Source organism: Streptomyces sp. YS415 (genome assembly GCF_023544665.1).
In the GTDB taxonomy this organism is placed as follows: domain Bacteria; phylum Actinomycetota; class Actinomycetes; order Streptomycetales; family Streptomycetaceae; genus Streptomyces.
On record NZ_JAMJFL010000043.1, the window covers coordinates 26,317 to 41,237 of the forward strand.

13 protein-coding genes are annotated in these 14,921 nt (G+C 73.2%); 5 read left to right on the forward strand and 8 right to left on the reverse strand.

Going from position 1 to position 14,921, the window contains the following annotated elements; genetic code table 11:
- Window positions 1-69 precede the first annotated feature (69 nt).
- Window positions 70-1,413 (forward strand): amidase, encoded by a 1,344-nt coding sequence (locus M8H82_RS33510; protein WP_250078985.1) that lies wholly within the window; start codon window positions 70-72, stop codon window positions 1,411-1,413.
- A gap of 13 nt (window positions 1,414-1,426) precedes the next feature.
- Here the strand turns inward: M8H82_RS33510 and M8H82_RS33515 are convergent, their stop codons facing one another.
- Both M8H82_RS33515 and M8H82_RS33520 read right to left on the reverse strand, forming a co-directional pair.
- Entirely contained in the window at window positions 1,427-1,909 is a 483-nt protein-coding gene (locus M8H82_RS33515; RefSeq protein WP_250078988.1) for a GNAT family N-acetyltransferase, read from the reverse strand.
- 57 nt (window positions 1,910-1,966) lie between these two features.
- Window positions 1,967-2,140, reverse strand: a complete 174-nt coding sequence (locus tag M8H82_RS33520) for a hypothetical protein (RefSeq protein WP_250078990.1) — start codon at window positions 2,138-2,140, stop codon at window positions 1,967-1,969.
- Between the two features lie 468 nt (window positions 2,141-2,608).
- On the opposite strand from M8H82_RS33520, the gene M8H82_RS33525 reads away from it, so the two are divergent.
- Together M8H82_RS33525 and M8H82_RS33530 are read left to right on the forward strand one after the other, a co-directional pair.
- Window positions 2,609-3,061, forward strand: a complete 453-nt coding sequence (locus M8H82_RS33525; protein WP_250078992.1) for a hypothetical protein — start codon at window positions 2,609-2,611, stop codon at window positions 3,059-3,061.
- Window positions 3,062-3,086: 25 nt separating this feature from the next.
- On the forward strand, window positions 3,087-3,896 hold the full coding sequence (locus M8H82_RS33530) for an SDR family oxidoreductase (RefSeq protein ID WP_250078994.1): 810 nt from the start codon (window positions 3,087-3,089) through the stop codon (window positions 3,894-3,896).
- A 70-nt stretch (window positions 3,897-3,966) separates the two neighbouring features.
- Here the strand turns inward: M8H82_RS33530 and M8H82_RS33535 are convergent, their stop codons facing one another.
- The 5 genes from M8H82_RS33535 to M8H82_RS33555 all read right to left on the reverse strand — a co-directional run bounded on the left by M8H82_RS33535 (window position 3,967) and on the right by M8H82_RS33555 (window position 10,219).
- On the reverse strand, window positions 3,967-5,460 hold the full coding sequence (locus M8H82_RS33535; RefSeq protein WP_250078996.1) for an SDR family NAD(P)-dependent oxidoreductase: 1,494 nt from the start codon (window positions 5,458-5,460) through the stop codon (window positions 3,967-3,969).
- Window positions 5,461-5,565: 105 nt separating this feature from the next.
- A complete protein-coding gene (locus M8H82_RS33540) occupies window positions 5,566-6,897 on the reverse strand; it encodes a wax ester/triacylglycerol synthase family O-acyltransferase (RefSeq protein WP_250078999.1) in 1,332 nt (443 codons plus the stop codon).
- 127 nt (window positions 6,898-7,024) lie between these two features.
- Window positions 7,025-8,245, reverse strand: coding sequence for a glucose-1-phosphate adenylyltransferase (gene glgC, locus M8H82_RS33545; RefSeq protein ID WP_250079000.1), 1,221 nt, complete (start codon window positions 8,243-8,245; stop codon window positions 7,025-7,027).
- Window positions 8,246-8,296: 51 nt separating this feature from the next.
- On the reverse strand, window positions 8,297-9,448 hold the full coding sequence (gene glgA / locus M8H82_RS33550; protein WP_250079001.1) for a glycogen synthase: 1,152 nt from the start codon (window positions 9,446-9,448) through the stop codon (window positions 8,297-8,299).
- 33 nt (window positions 9,449-9,481) lie between these two features.
- On the reverse strand, window positions 9,482-10,219 hold the full coding sequence (locus M8H82_RS33555) for a (2Fe-2S)-binding protein (protein WP_250079004.1): 738 nt from the start codon (window positions 10,217-10,219) through the stop codon (window positions 9,482-9,484).
- Between the two features lie 198 nt (window positions 10,220-10,417).
- Here M8H82_RS33555 and M8H82_RS33560 point away from each other — a divergent pair, with 198 nt between their 5' ends.
- Entirely contained in the window at window positions 10,418-11,479 is a 1,062-nt protein-coding gene (locus M8H82_RS33560; RefSeq protein WP_250079005.1) for a DMT family transporter, read from the forward strand.
- Here M8H82_RS33560 and M8H82_RS33565 read toward each other — a convergent pair.
- Window positions 11,469-12,593, reverse strand: coding sequence for a transglycosylase family protein (locus M8H82_RS33565; RefSeq protein ID WP_250079008.1), 1,125 nt, complete (start codon window positions 12,591-12,593; stop codon window positions 11,469-11,471). The two genes, M8H82_RS33560 and M8H82_RS33565, sit on opposite strands and share 11 nt — an antisense overlap.
- A 279-nt stretch (window positions 12,594-12,872) precedes the next feature.
- Here M8H82_RS33565 and gndA point away from each other — a divergent pair, with 279 nt between their 5' ends.
- Window positions 12,873-14,312, forward strand: a complete 1,440-nt coding sequence (gndA, locus tag M8H82_RS33570) for an NADP-dependent phosphogluconate dehydrogenase (protein WP_250079009.1) — start codon at window positions 12,873-12,875, stop codon at window positions 14,310-14,312.
- Window positions 14,313-14,921: the final 609 nt, after the last annotated feature.

The following is a 14,921-nucleotide window of genomic DNA, read 5'->3' on the forward strand; positions in this document are numbered from 1 at the left end:
CCGGCGGGCAGAGTTCTCCCCGACGTACCCGCGAGTAGTCCCCCTGAGCAGTACCCGAAGGAGCCCTCCGTGACCAGCTGGGTCGGCCGGACCGCCGTCGAGATCGCCGCCGCCGTACGGGAGAAGCGGGCCACGCCCCGGGAGGTGGTCGCCGAGCACCTGGACCGGATCGCGCGCCTGGACGGCCGGATCGGCGCCTTCCGCACGGTGCGGGCCGAGGCGGCGCTCGCCGAGGCCGAGGCCGTGGGAGCCCGCGGTGACCTGGCCGAACTGCCGCTCGCGGGCGTGCCGGTGGCGGTCAAGGACAACCTCGCGGTGCGCGGCGAGTCGCTGCGCGTCGGCTCAGCGGCGACCTCGCGGGCACCGGCCGCCGACGACCATGTCACGGTGGCCCGGCTGCGGGCGGCGGGGGCGGTGGTCGTCGGGCTGACGAACGTGCCGGAGCTGTGCGTCTTCGGCACCACGGACGGGGTGCACGGCATCTCCCGCAACCCGTGGGACACCTCGCGCTCGGCGGGCGGTTCGTCGGGCGGCAGCGCCGCCGCGGTCGCCGCGGCCCTGGTGCCGGTCGCCCTCGGCAACGACGGCATGGGCTCCCTGCGCATTCCGGCGGCCAACTGCGGCCTGGTCACCATCAAGCCGGGCCGCGGGGTGGTGCCGGCGGGCATCGGCGAGGGCGACTGGTTCGGCATGTCGGAGAACGGGCCCCTGGCCACGACGGTCGAGGACACCCGCCTGCTGCTCGCGGTGCTGGCCGACGGGGACCTCCCGCCCTCCTCGGCGCGGGGCGGACAGCGCGTCGCGGTGTCGCTGCGCAGCCCGATCGCGGGGGTCGCGGTGAGCGCCCCGTACCGGGCGGCGGCGCGCGAGGCGGCGGGCGTGCTGATGAAGGCGGGCCACCAGGTGCGCCGGGCGGATCCCCCGTACCCGGTGTCGCTCGGGCTCACCGCACTCGCCAACTGGACGGCGGGCACCTCGGTCGACGCCCGGGACCTGGACCCGCGGTCGCTGACCCGCCGCACGAGGGTGCACGCGGCGATCGGCAGGCGCTTCGCCGGTCAGGCCCGCAGGGGCAGGGCCCGGGAGGAGTTGCGCCGGGTCCTGGACCCGTTCTTCGAGCGGTACGACATCCTGCTCACCCCTGCCCTGGCCCGCCGCTCTCCGGAGGCCGCGCCCTGGCACGAGCGGGGCTGGCTCCGCAACATCCTGGCGAACACCGCATACTCGCCCTTCACGCCGCCCTGGAACCTGACCGGATGGCCGGCCATGAGCGTCCCCGTCGGCTCCCTGCCCTCGGGCGCCCCCTGCGCCGTACAACTGGTGGGCCGCCCGGGCGCGGAGACGGAACTGCTCGACCTGGCGGCCCAGTTGGAGAGCCTGCGGCCGTGGCGGCGGACCGCGCCGTCGGCCTGAGCCGGGGCGGCCGTCACAAGGCGCGGTACATGATGTGCAGGCCCACCGGGCCGTGCCGCGGATGCTCGAACGCGTCGGGGACCGTGCCGAGGATCGTGAAGCCGAGGGACAGCCACAGCCGGACGGCGGGGTTGGTCTCGACGACGGCGTTGAAGACCATGCCCCGGTAGCCGTGCGCCGTGGCGGCGGCCAGGACGTGTCCGGCGAGGAGGCGGCCGATGCCGCGGCCCGCGTGCGCGGGGTCGACCATGAAGCCCGCGTTGGCGATGCGGGCGGCGGGACCACCGTAGTTGGGGGTGAGGTACGCGGAGGCGACGACCGTGCCGGTCTCGTCCTCGACGACGTACACCTGTTTCGCCGGGTTCGTCCACAGGGCCCGGGCCGCCTCCTCGGAGGTGTCCGGGTCCCAGGCGTAGGTCTCGCCGGCGGAGACGATGCGGTGCCAGAAAGGCCAGATCCGCGGCCAGTCCTCGGCCACGGCTTCCCTGATCAGCATGGGCGCCAGTCTCGCACGCCCATGCGACCGTCGATCGACGAAGGCTTCTCGGGGCCTTCAGTCCACGCTCGGCAGGATGTGGGGCTCGGCGAGGTCGTCCTCGTACCCCGCGAGACGGATCGGGGCGGACCGGGCCCACACGTCCAGGCTGCCGAGTTCGCCGGGCCTGCGGCCCGCGTGTTCCGGGCCCTCCTTGGGGCGTTGATCGCGCTTCGTCTTCTCCGGTGTCACCGCGCACTCCTTATGTGTCGGGTCACCCTCGGGACCACTGCGCCGGACCGATGCGTCCGTCGCCGGTAGCCCGCTCGGGTGTGAGTCGAAAGACCGTTCGGACGCGGTGGCGCCGGTTCCTCGTACGGAGCAGGCCGATGTGAACCGGCTGTCCCGGGACGGACCGTGGGTGTGGGTGGGACCCAGTTCTGCTGTCCGTCCGCTACAGAGTAACCAAATGAGCGGGTACCCGCTCGATGGGGCTGAAAACTCGCGGTTACTGTCTGAAGACGTCCTGTTTTCTCCCCTGTTGGTTCACCCCTGCGTGGGACCGAGGGGAACGAGTGCCCCGCGCGGCCGCCGGGATGCCCCCGCCCACGGATCGCACCGCCGCCCCACGGCGCGCAGTTCAGGTGCCGTTGGCCGAATCGCAAGCCACCCATGGTGTGCTGGCGGACGGCAACGGCTGTCCGGCGGGAGGACTGACGCATGGAACTGCGCAGTGTCGAGGAGCTGATGGATCTGCTGCACGCCTGCCGGGGCGCACGGGTCGCCCCCGGCCGGGCCGGCAGCGCCGGAACCGATCTGCACCAGCACGCACTGCGCACCGCCGCGCTGCTGCGCCGGCGCCACCCCGCCGACAAGGAACTCCAGGCGGCCGGGCTTGTCCAGGCGATCGGCCCGCTGCTGAGCCCCGGCGACCGGGCCGCGCGGTCCGGCCGCGCCGCCGACGCCGTACGCCCCCTGCTCGGCGAGCGGGTGGCCCGGCTGGTCCGCACCCAGGACCACGGCGGCGACCCGTACGACGACGACCTGCTCCGGCTGCGCCAGGCGGCCGAGGAGAGCCGCACCGCCGGCTTCGACGCCGGGGTCCTGGAGGACTGGCGCACCGTCCTGGAGCTCCTCGCCGCCCGGAACTCCCGCCTCGGGGCTGTCGACTGACGGTCCGTCATGAGACGGTACGGCGATGACGCCGCCGTACGGACTGCAGGGCAGGGCCGCCGTGGTCACCGGCGCCACCCGCGGCATCGGTCTCGCCGTCGCCCGCGCGCTCACGGAAGCCGGCGCGCGGGTCTGCGTGACGGCACGGGATGCCCGGGACGTGCGGCGCACGGCGGCGGAGCTGGGCGGTGCGGGCCTGGCGGGGGACGTGGCCGACCCCGCGCATCCGCGGGCGCTGGCGGAGTTCTGCGTGCGGGAGCTCGGCCGCCTCGACATCGTGGTCAACAACGCCGCGACGAACCGGCCCTACGGCCCGCTGATGGACGTCGATCCGCTCGTCTGGCGCACGGCGTTCACGGTGAACGTGGAGGCACCGCTGCGGCTGGTCCAGCAGGCCTGGCGGGCCTGGATGCGCGACCACGGCGGCACGGTCGTCAACATCTGCACGGAGGGCGCCGTGCACGTGGGCCCGCACGTCGGCGCCTACGGCACCAGCAAGGCCGCCCTGCTGCACCTCACCCGCCAGCTCGCGGGCGAACTGGCCCCGGGGGTCCGCGTCAACTCCGTCTCCCCGGGCCTGATCCGCACCGACATGGCCCGCTTCGTCTGGGAGCACGCGGAGCCGCGGCTGGCCGCGGCCCTCCCGCTCGCCCGTATCGGCTCCCCGCAGGACGTGGCCCGGGCCGTCGTCTGGCTGGCCTCGGACGCGGCCGAATGGGTGACCGGCGCCGACCTCGTGGTGGACGGAGGCACCCGGGTCCGGGCGGCGTCCGCGTCAGCGACCGGCTCGCCCGTCCAGGACCGCCTGCGCGACCGGGCACCGACGGACCCCTGACGGCGCCCCGTGGCGAGCCCGGCCACCCGGTGCGATCATCGACTCGTCGCCCCTCGGCCGGGCCGCGCTGTCACCACTTGCCGGGCGCGTAGTCCTTCAGGAAGACGCCGTACACGTCCTCGCCCGCCTCGCCGCGCACCACCGGGTCGTATACACGGGCCGCGCCGTCGACCAGGTCGAGAGGGGCGTGGAAGCCCTCCTCGGCGAGGCGGAGCTTGTCGTAGTGAGGGCGCTCGTCGGTGATCCAGCCGGTGTCGACCGAGGTCATCAGGATGCCGTCCGACTGGAACATCTCCTGGGCGCTGGTCCGGGTGACCATGTTCATCGCGGCCTTGGCGGCGTTGGTGTTCGGGTGCCCCGCGCCCTTGTAGCCGCGGCCGAACACGCCCTCCATCGCCGAGACGTTGACGACGTAGGCGCGGCCCGAGGACGCCTTGCGCGCCGCCTCCGCCATCACCGGGCGGAGCTTGCTGATCAGGATGAACGGCGCCGTGTAGTTGCACAGCTGGGTCTCCAGCAGCTCCACCGGGGAGATCTGCTCGATGGTCTGCACCCAGGTGTTGGTGTCGACCACGTCGGGGACGAGACCGCCCGCGTCGATGGCGGTGCCGTCGCGGTGCCGCTCCACACTGGCGTGCCCCGCGACCAGGGCGAGGTCGGCCACCTGCTGCGCGTCGAGCCCGGAGATCCCGGCGGGCAGCGCGGCCAGGCCGTCCACCGCACCGGAGTTGAAGGCGCCGATGACGTGGTGGGCGGGGAGTTCACCGGCCGGCAGGGGGGCCGCCTCGCCGTCCACCAGCGCGGCGTAGGCCGAGGGCAGGCGCCGTACCGTCTGGGTGGCGTTGTTGATCAGGATGTCCAGCGGACCCTGCTCACCGACCTGGTCGGCCAGGGCGACGGCCTGGGCCGGGTCGCGCAGGTCGATGCCGACGACCTCCAGGCGGTGGATCCAGTCCGCGGCGTCGTCCATGGCCTTGAAGCGGCGGATGGCGTCCTTCGGGAACCGCGTGGTGATCGTGGTGTGCGCGCCGTCGCGCAGCAGCCGCAGCGCGATGTACATGCCGATCTTGGCGCGTCCGCCGGTGAGTAGCGCCCGCTTGCCGGCGAGGTCGGCGCGGACGTCGCGCTTGGCGCGGTTCAGCGCGGCGCAGTCCGGACAGAGCTGGTGGTAGAAGTAGTCGACTTCCACGTACCGCGTCTTGCAGGTGTAGCAGGAGCGCGGGCGCTGGAGTATCCCGGCGATCCGCCCCTCCTCGGTGGGCGACGACGGCAGCAGGCCCTCGGTCTCGTCGTCGATGCGCTGCGCGGAGCCGGTCGCCGTGGCCTCGGTGACCGCCCTGTCGTGGGCGGTCTTGGCGGCCCGGCGCTCCTGGCGGCGGCGCTGCTTGACCGTGCGGTAGACGGCCGCGGTGGCCCGGCGCACGGCGATCGCGTCGGGGTGGTCGACCTCCAGCTTGTCGAGCTCCTCCAGCACGCTGAGGCAGACGGCCAGCCGCTCGGGGTCGATGCCGGGGCCGTACACGATCTCTTCCGTGGTCGCCGGACCGTCCTCTGTCACCGTCATCGCCGCTGCCGCTTCCCTGCTCACCCGTGCGGCGCTCCGACCGCGTCCGCTTTCGAACGGGGAATTCTACGGAGAGCTCGGCGTCACTACCAAAACCCCGGACGGTCAAGGGTCGCAGGCCGTGATCAGCGTCTCCACCTCGTCCGTCAGCGCCGCCGCCAGCCGGTCCAGATCCGGTACGGCCGCCGCGTCGGCGACCAGGCCGTAGTGGACCGCGCCGCGGTACGTCGAGACCGCCACCGCGAGGGACTGGCCGCGGGCGAGGGGCGCGTAGGGGAAGACGGCGGTGACCGGGTTGCCGCCGAGCTTCAGGCCGAGGCCGGGCAGCGGGACGCTGGTGACCAGGATGTCGAACCAGAGCCGGGCGGCCTGGCCGACCAGGGGCCCGCCGAGGCGGTGGCCGAGCGCCGGGACGTGGTCGGCGAGCAGGGCCACGGCGCCCGCGCCGCGGTTGGGGCCCGCGTCCTTGTTGCGGTCCATCGCGGCGCGGACCGTCTCCAGGCGGCGCAGCGGGTCCGGATCGCCGACCGGCAGCCGCACCAGGTATCCCGAGAGCCGGTTGCCCTGCGGGTGCGCGGTGCGGGGGCGGCGCTTGGAGACGGGGATCAGGGCACGGGGCGCGACGCCCTCGCTGCCGTCGCCGCGCTCGTCCAGCCAGCGGCGCAGGGCGCCGGCGACGACCGCGATCAGCACGTCGTTGACGGTGCCGCCGACGGCCTTGCGCACCCGGTGCACGTCGTCGAGGTCGACGACGACTCCGGCGGTGCGCCGGGTGCCGCTGGGCTCGGCGGTGAGCGCGGCCGTGGAGCGGGCGGCCAGCGTGGCGTCCAGGGTCGACACGGCGAGGGAGGCGCCGATGTCCAGGGCGCGGCCCACGTCGGACAGGGCGCCCCGGAGCGCTCCGGGCAGCTTGCGCACGTCCGGGAGCAGGCCGCGCGGGGGCTCGGCCGGGCGGGGCCGGGGCTCGGGCAGGTCCATCGGGTCCAGTACGGCCGCGGCGAGCGTCAGCGCGCGCAGTCCGTCGGCGAGGGCGTGGTGGAACTTGAACAGCACGGCGAAGGACTCGCCGTCCGCGCCGGGCAGCACATGCGCCTCCCAGGGTGGGCGGCCGCGCTCCAGCGGGCGTTCCATGAGGCGTCCGGCGAGGGCCTGGAAGTCGTCGGCCGGGGCGTGCAGGCGCACATGGTCCAGGGGGTCGAAGCCGGGGACCGGCTCCCGGGTGGCGGCGCCGAAGGCGAGCGGCTGCCACACGTCCCGGATCCGCATTCGCAGCCCGGGGACCGCCGCGGCGCGGGCCGCGAGGAGGTCGGCGGCGTGGGCCCCGGCCGTGGGCGACCGCGCGGAGAAGACGCCGAGGGCACCGAGGTGCATCGGGTGCCGTTCGGATTCGATGTTCCAGAACGCCAGGTCGAGGGGGGCCAGCAGGTCTGAAGTCAAGGGCTTGCCTCGCGTCGACGACGGGGTGGACCAGCAGTCAATCGTCCTCGCGCGATTACGGTCAAGTACGATCAAGCTACGCACAGTTAACAGCGCATTAAGTCCAACCCGTTGGCGCAGCGCGAGCTCAGGACACCCGCTGCCCCTTCCCCAGCGCGATGACCCCGCCCTTGGAGACGGTGTACAGCTCCGCGTCGCGCTCCGGATTGACGCCGATCGTCGCCCCCGGCGGAACCTCCACGTTCTTGTCCAGGACCGCCCCCCGCACGACCGCGCCCCGGCCTATGTGGACGTTGTCGTGCAGCACCGAGCCCTGGACCACCGCCCCGGGGTCCACCACCACGCCCGGCGAGAGCACGGACCGCGTGACCTGCCCCCGGATCAGGCAGCCGGCGCTGATGATCGACTCGCCGGCGATGCCGCCGGCGTTGAAACGGGCCGGGGAGAGCTGGCCCGAGTGGGTGTAGATGGGCCACTGCCGGTTGTAGAGGTTGAAGGCGGGCCGCTCGGCGATCAGGTCCATATGGGCGTCGTAGTACGCGTCCAGCGTGCCGACGTCCCGCCAGTAGCCCTGGTCCCGGGTCGTCTCGCCGGGGACGTGGTTGGCGCTGAAGTCGTACAACTGCGCCTCGCCCCGGTCGGTGAGCTGGGGCAGGATCGAGCCGCCCATGTCGTGCACGGACCGGTCGTCCTCGGCGTCCCGCTGGAGCGCCTCGATCAGGGCCTTCGTGGTGAAGATGTAGTTGCCCATCGAGGCGAACACGCACTCGGGGTCGTCGGGCAGGCCGGGCGGGTCGGCGGGCTTCTCCAGGAAGCGCTCCACCGTCTGCCCGTCCGAGCCGGGGCTGATCACCCCGAACGAGGCGGACTCGCCGCGCGGGACGCGTATCCCGGCCACGGTCACCCCCGCGCCGGACTCGATGTGCTGGGCGAGCATCTGCCGCGGGTCCATGCGGTACACGTGATCGGCGCCGAACACCGCGACGTACTCGGGGCGTTCGTCGTAGATCAGGTTCAGGGACTGCAGGATCGCGTCCGCGCTGCCCAGGAACCAGCGGGGGCCCAGGCGCTGCTGGGCCGGGACCGGGGTGACGTAGTTGCCGAGCAGACTGGACATCCGCCAGGTGGTGGTGATGTGCCGGTCCAGCGAGTGCGACTTGTACTGCGTGAGCACGCAGACGCGCAGGATGTCGCCGTTGACCAGGTTGGACAGGACGAAGTCGACGAGCCGGTAGGTGCCTCCGAAGGTGACCGCGGGTTTCGCGCGGTCCGCGGTCAGGGGCATCAGGCGTTTGCCTTCTCCGCCCGCCAGCACGATGCCGAGCACCGAAGGTCCGCCACGACGCATGGGCCGCTCCCCTCACCCTGGTTGACCCCAGCCTGCCCCGCTCGCGGCCTCCTACGCCTGTTCGAGGATCTCCGTGTAGAGCCGGACCGTGCGCCGGGCCACCGCGTCCCAGCCGAACTCCCCCACCGCGCGCTCCCGTCCGGCCTCGCCCATCGCCCGGGCGCCCTCCGGATCCGCGAGCACGGAGTCCAGGGCCTGGGTGAGCCCCGCCTCGAAACCGTCGTCCACCGGCACCAGCAGGCCCGTCTTGCCGTCGTCGACGACCTCGGGGATGCCGCCGGTCCGCGAGGCCACGACGGCGGTCCCGCAAGCCATCGCCTCCAGGTTGACGATGCCGAGGGGTTCGTACACCGACGGGCAGGCGAACACGGCGGCGTGCGTGAGCAGTTGGATCACCTCCGGGCGCGGCAGCATCTGCGGGATCCAATGCACACCCGCGCGCACCCGGCTCAGCTCCTCGAAGAGCTCGCGGAACTCCCGGTCGATCTCCGGGGTGTCGGGGGCGCCCGCGCACAGCACCACCTGCGCGGCCGGGTCGATGTCCCGCACCGCGCGCAGCAGGTGGGGCACGCCCTTCTGGCGGGTGATCCGGCCGACGAACAGGACGTAGGGCCGGGCCCGGTCGATGCCGATCCGGTCCAGCACGTCGGTGCCGTGGTCGGGGCGGTACAGGCCGGTGTCGATGCCGTTGTGCACGACGCGCACCCGCGCCGGGTCAAGACCCGGGTAGCAGGCGAGGATGTCCTCGCGCATGGCGCCCGACACGGCGATCACCGCGTCCGCGGTCTCCATCGCGGTGCGCTCCGCCCAGCTGGACAGGGCGTAACCGCCGCCGAGCTGCTCGGCCTTCCAGGGGCGCAGCGGCTCCAGCGAGTGCGCGGTCATCACGTGCGGGATGCCGTACAGCAGCTTGGCCAGGTGGCCGCCGAGATTGGCGTACCAGGTGTGCGAGTGGACCAGGTCGCTGCCTTCCAGCGCGGCGGCCATCGCCAGGTCCACGGAGAAGGTGCGCAGCGCGTCGTTGGCGGTGTCGAGGGCGGACCAGGGGCGATGGCGCTGCACCCCCTCGGCACGGCCCTCGCCCCAGCAGTGCACCTCCAGGTCGACCAGGGACGTCAACTCCCGGGCGAGGAACTCCACATGGACACCGGCGCCGCCGTACACATCCGGCGGGAACTCCCGGCTCAACAGTCCCACTCGCACCCGCATCCCCCTGTCTCGGTCGGTTCCCCATGGTCACCCAGATGCGGCGCCCGGGGAAGGGCGCGGGGGCCGCGTGAAGCAGCAGTCCCCGCAGACGCCCCCGCCGGGTACCCGGTAGTAGAGGCAGCAACTGCGCCGCCGCCCGCCGCCGTCCAGGGTGCCCGCGAGGCGGGGGTGCGCGAGGAGCCCGGCCGTCAGGGCCCGGGTGCGTACGGCGGCCTCGGTACGGCCCTGCTCCCGCGCCCACCGCTCCAGCTGCCGGGCGGCGCCGGCCAGCGCGGAAGCGGCGTTGCCCCACAGCAGGCCCTCGGCGACCCGGTAGCGCGCGTGCACCAGGGCCGTCAGCGGCTCCAGGTGCGCGCGCACCACGGCGTCCGCCGCGTCCCCGGGGGCCGGACGCACCTCGGTCAGCCACAGGTCGTCCGGCGCCCCGGCGTCAGGGTTCCAGCGCAGCAGCCCGGGGTCGAGGTCGGGGAGCCGTCCGTACAGGACCGCACAGCCGAGCGCCACCGACCACAGCCGGGCCGCGAGCCCCTGCTGCGCCACCGACGCCGCGACCCGCAGCTCGGGAGCGCGCAGGGATCCGGCCACTTTGTCGACGCGAAAAGTCATAGAATTGCCGTAAACATCCGACGATGTCCCGCGGTAGGTCTCGGCCAGGGTCGGCGGGGACCCCGCGGGTGCTCCGCCGACGCGTAGGAGGAAGAAGCCGCCGAGCCGGCGGAGCGCGCTGAGTTCGGGGTCGAGGTCCACGAGGAGCAGTAGTACCAAGGCCGGCCGTAGGCGCCTCGGGGTGCGCCACCCACCCTCAGGAGGACGGAGGGCGTTTTGTACTCCATCGGCAGTAGGAGTCATTGCCTGCTCAGGTACGACGACGGGAAGAATATTTAAGGGCATCGTGTTGGCTATGGAAGCCGACAGCTGGCCGCGCGGGACGACGAGCCCCCGCCTCACGCAGAGGAGCCGCTCATGAGTGCCCTCGCGTTGTCCGTGCTCCTGTCCCTCGTCTCCGCCGTCGCCTACGCGGGCGGAGCGATCGTGCAGGAGCGCGTCGCGGTGTCCACGCCCGGACAGCACTACGCGCCGCTGCGCCGGCCGGTGTGGTGGGCCGCGGTGGCACTGAACGGCCTGGGCGGCCTGCTGCACGTGGCGGCCCTCGCCTTCGGACCGCTGAGCGTGGTCCAGCCGCTGGGCGCGCTCACCATCGTTTTCGCGCTGCCGATGGCGGCCCTGTTCGTCGGCCGCAAGGCCGGGTCGACCGCCTGGCGCGGCGCGATCATGGCGACCGTCGGCCTCGCCGGCCTGCTCTCCCTGGTCGGCACGTCCGAGTCCCAGTCGCTGGACACCGCGCAGCGCACCGGCGTGGCCCTGGTCACTGCGGGTGCCGTCGCGACCCTGATGATCGCGGGCCGGGCGGCGCACCGGCACCCGGTGGTGCGCAGCGTGCTGCTCGCGACCGCATCCGGCATCGCCTTCGGCATGTCCTCGGTGTTCACGAAGATCGTCGCCGTCGACTGGGACGGCGGGGTGACGGCGGGCGACCTGCCGTCCCTGGCCACCATCGGCGTCTTCGCCACCGCCGGCCTGCTGCTGTCGCAGGCCGCCTACCGCGGCGCCGGACTCGCGGCCCCGCTGGCGGTGCTGACGGTGGTGAACCCGGTAATCGCGGCCGCGGTCGGCATCACGATGTTCGGCGAGACCTTCCGCTACGGCACCACCGGCACCGCGCTCGCGCTGAGCTGCGGTGTGGTCGCGGCGGGCGGCCTGATCCTGCTCACGACGGAGCGCATCCAAGGCGCTCCGGCACCCGCGCAGCCGGTCCCGGAGCTCCCGCAGCTCCCCGCGCAGCTCCCCGCGACTCCGGCGCCCGCGCCGGTACCCGCGCCCGCCGAGGAGCTGATCCTCGTGCTCCCCGCGCAGCAGGAGGCGACGCCGAGCGCCGCCTCACCGCACCTCTACGGGCCGTTCTACGGCGGCCCCTACGTCCCGATGCCGGTCCTGGACCGGCACCGGACCCGTATCAGATCCTGACGCCGCCTGCCCGCAGGTAGGCCACCGGGTCGATGTCCGACCCGAAGCCGGGCCCCGTCCGCACCTCGAAGTGCAGATGCGGGCCCGAGCTGTTGCCCGTGGAACCGGAGCGGCCGATGCGCTGGCCCGCGCCGACCTGCTGGCCGCTGCGCACGGAGATCGCCGACAGGTGGGCGTACTGGGTGTAGCGGCCGTCGGAGTGCCGCACCACCACCTGGTAGCCGAAGGAGCCCTCCCAGCCCGCGCCGACCACCTTGCCCTCGGCCACGGACCGCACGGTCGTACCGGTGGCGACGGGGAAGTCGACGCCGGTGTGGTAACCCTTCGACCAGGAGGTGCCCGCCTTGTGGTACGGCGTGCCGGTGGGCGCGCTCACCGGGGAGACCATGGACTTCTGGGAGGTCTTGGCTGCCTTGGAAGTCTTGGCGGGCGTGGACTTCGGGGAAGTCTTCTGCTTCGGCAGGGACTTGGCGGCCGCCGGGGTCTTCGTCGCGGCGGACTCGCCGCCGAGGGCGAGCCGCTGACCGGGCATGATCAGGTCCGGATCGGCGCCCACGGTCTTCCGGTTGGCGTCGTACAGCCCCCGCCAGCCGCCCCGGACGTCCTGCTCGTCGGCGATCGTGGAGAGGGTGTCGCCGCGCACCACCGTGTACATCTGGGCCTTTCCGGCCCGGGACTGGGGTGTGGTCTGCGGCTTGACGTCCGGCACCGAGGTCTTGAGCTCGGGGCTCTCCCCGCCCCGGGTGAGCCCGGCGCGTACCGAGCACACCGGCCAGGCGCCCGGGCCCTGTCCGTCCAGGACCTTCTCCGCGACGGCTATCTGCTCGTCCTTGGTGGCCAGGTCGGCCCGCGGGGCGTACCGGGTGCCGCCGTACTGCTCCCAGGTGGACTGGGCGAACTGGAGGCCGCCGTAGTAGCCGTTGCCGGTGTTGATGTTCCAGTCGTTGGTCGACTCGCACGTGGCGACCTTGTCCCAGGTCTCCACGTCGGCCGCCTGAGCGGTTCCGGTACCGATGAGCGGGATCGCCATCCCGGCGCTGCCCGCCGTCACGGTCAGCGAGGCGCGGTTGATCCTGTTCGGCTGATACCGGCGGTGCCGGCCGCGTACGGCCATAACGGTGCCCCCTCGACATGCGTCAGGAGGGCCAAAAGTAAGCGCCCGTAACAGGCCATGACAAGACGGCAATCGGCCGCGATGTGGCTCAAGACGCAAGGGAGGTACTCCGGTTGCGCACCGGCTGAGGCAGGACGGCCCTTCCGTGCGTATCAGCCTGCGGGACATCGAGCCACTCGGAAGTGCGGCCGGAGTACCGGCACGTCAAGATGGTCCCTGCGGCAATACTGGCGGCCACGACCGGCACCACCGGTACCGGATTCCTTAGGAGCCCACGGAATGAGCAATTCAGCCCAGATCGGCGTCACGGGTCTCGCGGTCATGGGACGCAATCTCGCCCGCAACTTCGCCCGCAACGGCTACACGGTCGCGGTGCACAACCGGACGTCGGCGCGTACCCACGCGCTGGTGGACGAGTTCGGCGGCGAGGGCGAGTTCATCGCGGCCGAGACCGCCAAGGACTTCGTGGCGGCGCTGGAGCGGCCCCGCCGCCTGGTCGTCATGGTGAAGGCCGGCGAGCCCACCGACGCGGTGATCCAGGAGTTCGCCCCGCTCCTGGAGCCCGGCGACATGATCATCGACGGTGGCAACGCGCACTTCGCCGACACCCGGCGCCGCGAGCGCGAACTGCGCGAGCAGGGCATCCACTTCGTCGGCATGGGCGTCTCCGGCGGCGAGGAGGGCGCGCTCAATGGCCCGAGCATCATGCCGGGCGGCCCGAAGGAGTCGTACGACTCGCTCGGCCCGATGCTGGAGAAGATCTCCGCGAAGGCGAAGGACGGGGCGCCCTGTGTGACGCACGTGGGTCCGGACGGCGCCGGGCACTTCGTGAAGATGGTGCACAACGGCATCGAGTACGCCGACATGCAGCTGATCGGCGAGGCGTACCAGCTGCTGCGCGATGTCGCGGGCTACTCCCCCGCGCAGATCGCGGAGATCTTCCGGACGTGGAACACCGGCCGTCTCGACTCGTACCTGATCGAGATCACGGCCGAGGTGCTGGCGCACGTGGACGAGGCGACCGGGAAGCCGTTCGTGGACGTCGTGGTGGACCAGGCGGAGCAGAAGGGCACGGGGCGGTGGACCGTGCAGATCGCGCTGGACCTGGGCGTCCCGGTCTCGGGTATCGCCGAGGCCGTCTTCGCGCGCTCCCTGTCCGGCCACGCGGAGCTGCGGGCCGCCTCCCGGGAACTGGCGGGGCCGAAGGCGACGCCGCTCGGTGAGGCCGAGGCGGCCGCCTTCGCCGACCGGGTCGAGCAGGCGCTGTACGCCTCGAAGATCGTGTCCTACACGCAGGGCTTCCACGAGATGGACGCGGCGCGCGCCGAGTACGACTGGGACATCGATCTCGGGGCCGTCTCCGCGATCTGGCGCGGCGGGTGCATCATCCGGGCGGCGTTCCTCGACCGGATCCGCGCGGCCTACGACGCGCGGGCGGATCTGCCGAGCCTGCTGGCCGACGAGACGTTCGCCGGCGAGATCGCCTCCGCTCAGGACGACTGGCGCGAGGTGATCGTGGCGGCGACGCGGCAGGGCGTCCCGACGCCGGGCTTCTCCGCGGCCCTCGCCTACTACGACGCGCTGCGCGCCGAACGGCTGCCCGCGGCACTGACCCAGGGACAGCGCGACTTCTTCGGCGCGCACACCTACCGGAGGGTGGACCGGGAGGGCTCCTTCCACACTCTGTGGGGCGGAGACCGGTCGGAGGAGACCGCGTAGAAGGGCTTGCGGGGGCGGCGGGGGCCGGGCCGCGTGGCGGGGCCCTGCACGGACGTGACCGAGGGCAGGGCTGCCGGCAAGGCTCACACGCACGGTCGGCGACCGGCCCGAGGAGACCGCGCAGCGGGGCTCCCGGGACGACCCGGGGCCGACTCGCGCAGCGGGGTTGCGCTGGCGGTCGGCAGCCGGGCCTGCACGGGCGGAACAGGGACGGCCGCCTCAGCCGGTCCGCTGGGCACGACTTGGGTGAGCGGTCAGCGGCCGGGCCGCATAGCAGGCTTGTGCGGAGGTCCCGAGGGTCGGGCCGCCCAGCAGGGCTTGCGGGCACGGTCGACGACCGGCCCGCGTCGGGGGCCTGTACGGAGGGGCCGGAGGCCGGGCCGCCAGCCGGGCTTGCGGGCTCGGTCGGCGACCGGCCCGCCTCGGCACGCCTGTACGGATGGCCGAGGGCCGGGGCGCTTGGGCGGCCGTGCAGCGGGGCTTGTGTGGGTGGGCGGAGGGCGGGTGTGCCCCTCGCCGCCTGGTGCGTCGGTGCTCGGCTGTGGTTCAGCGAGTTCCGGGTCTCATGACAGGGGTGGCCCTGGTTCCGGGTTCGGGACCGGCTCCGGG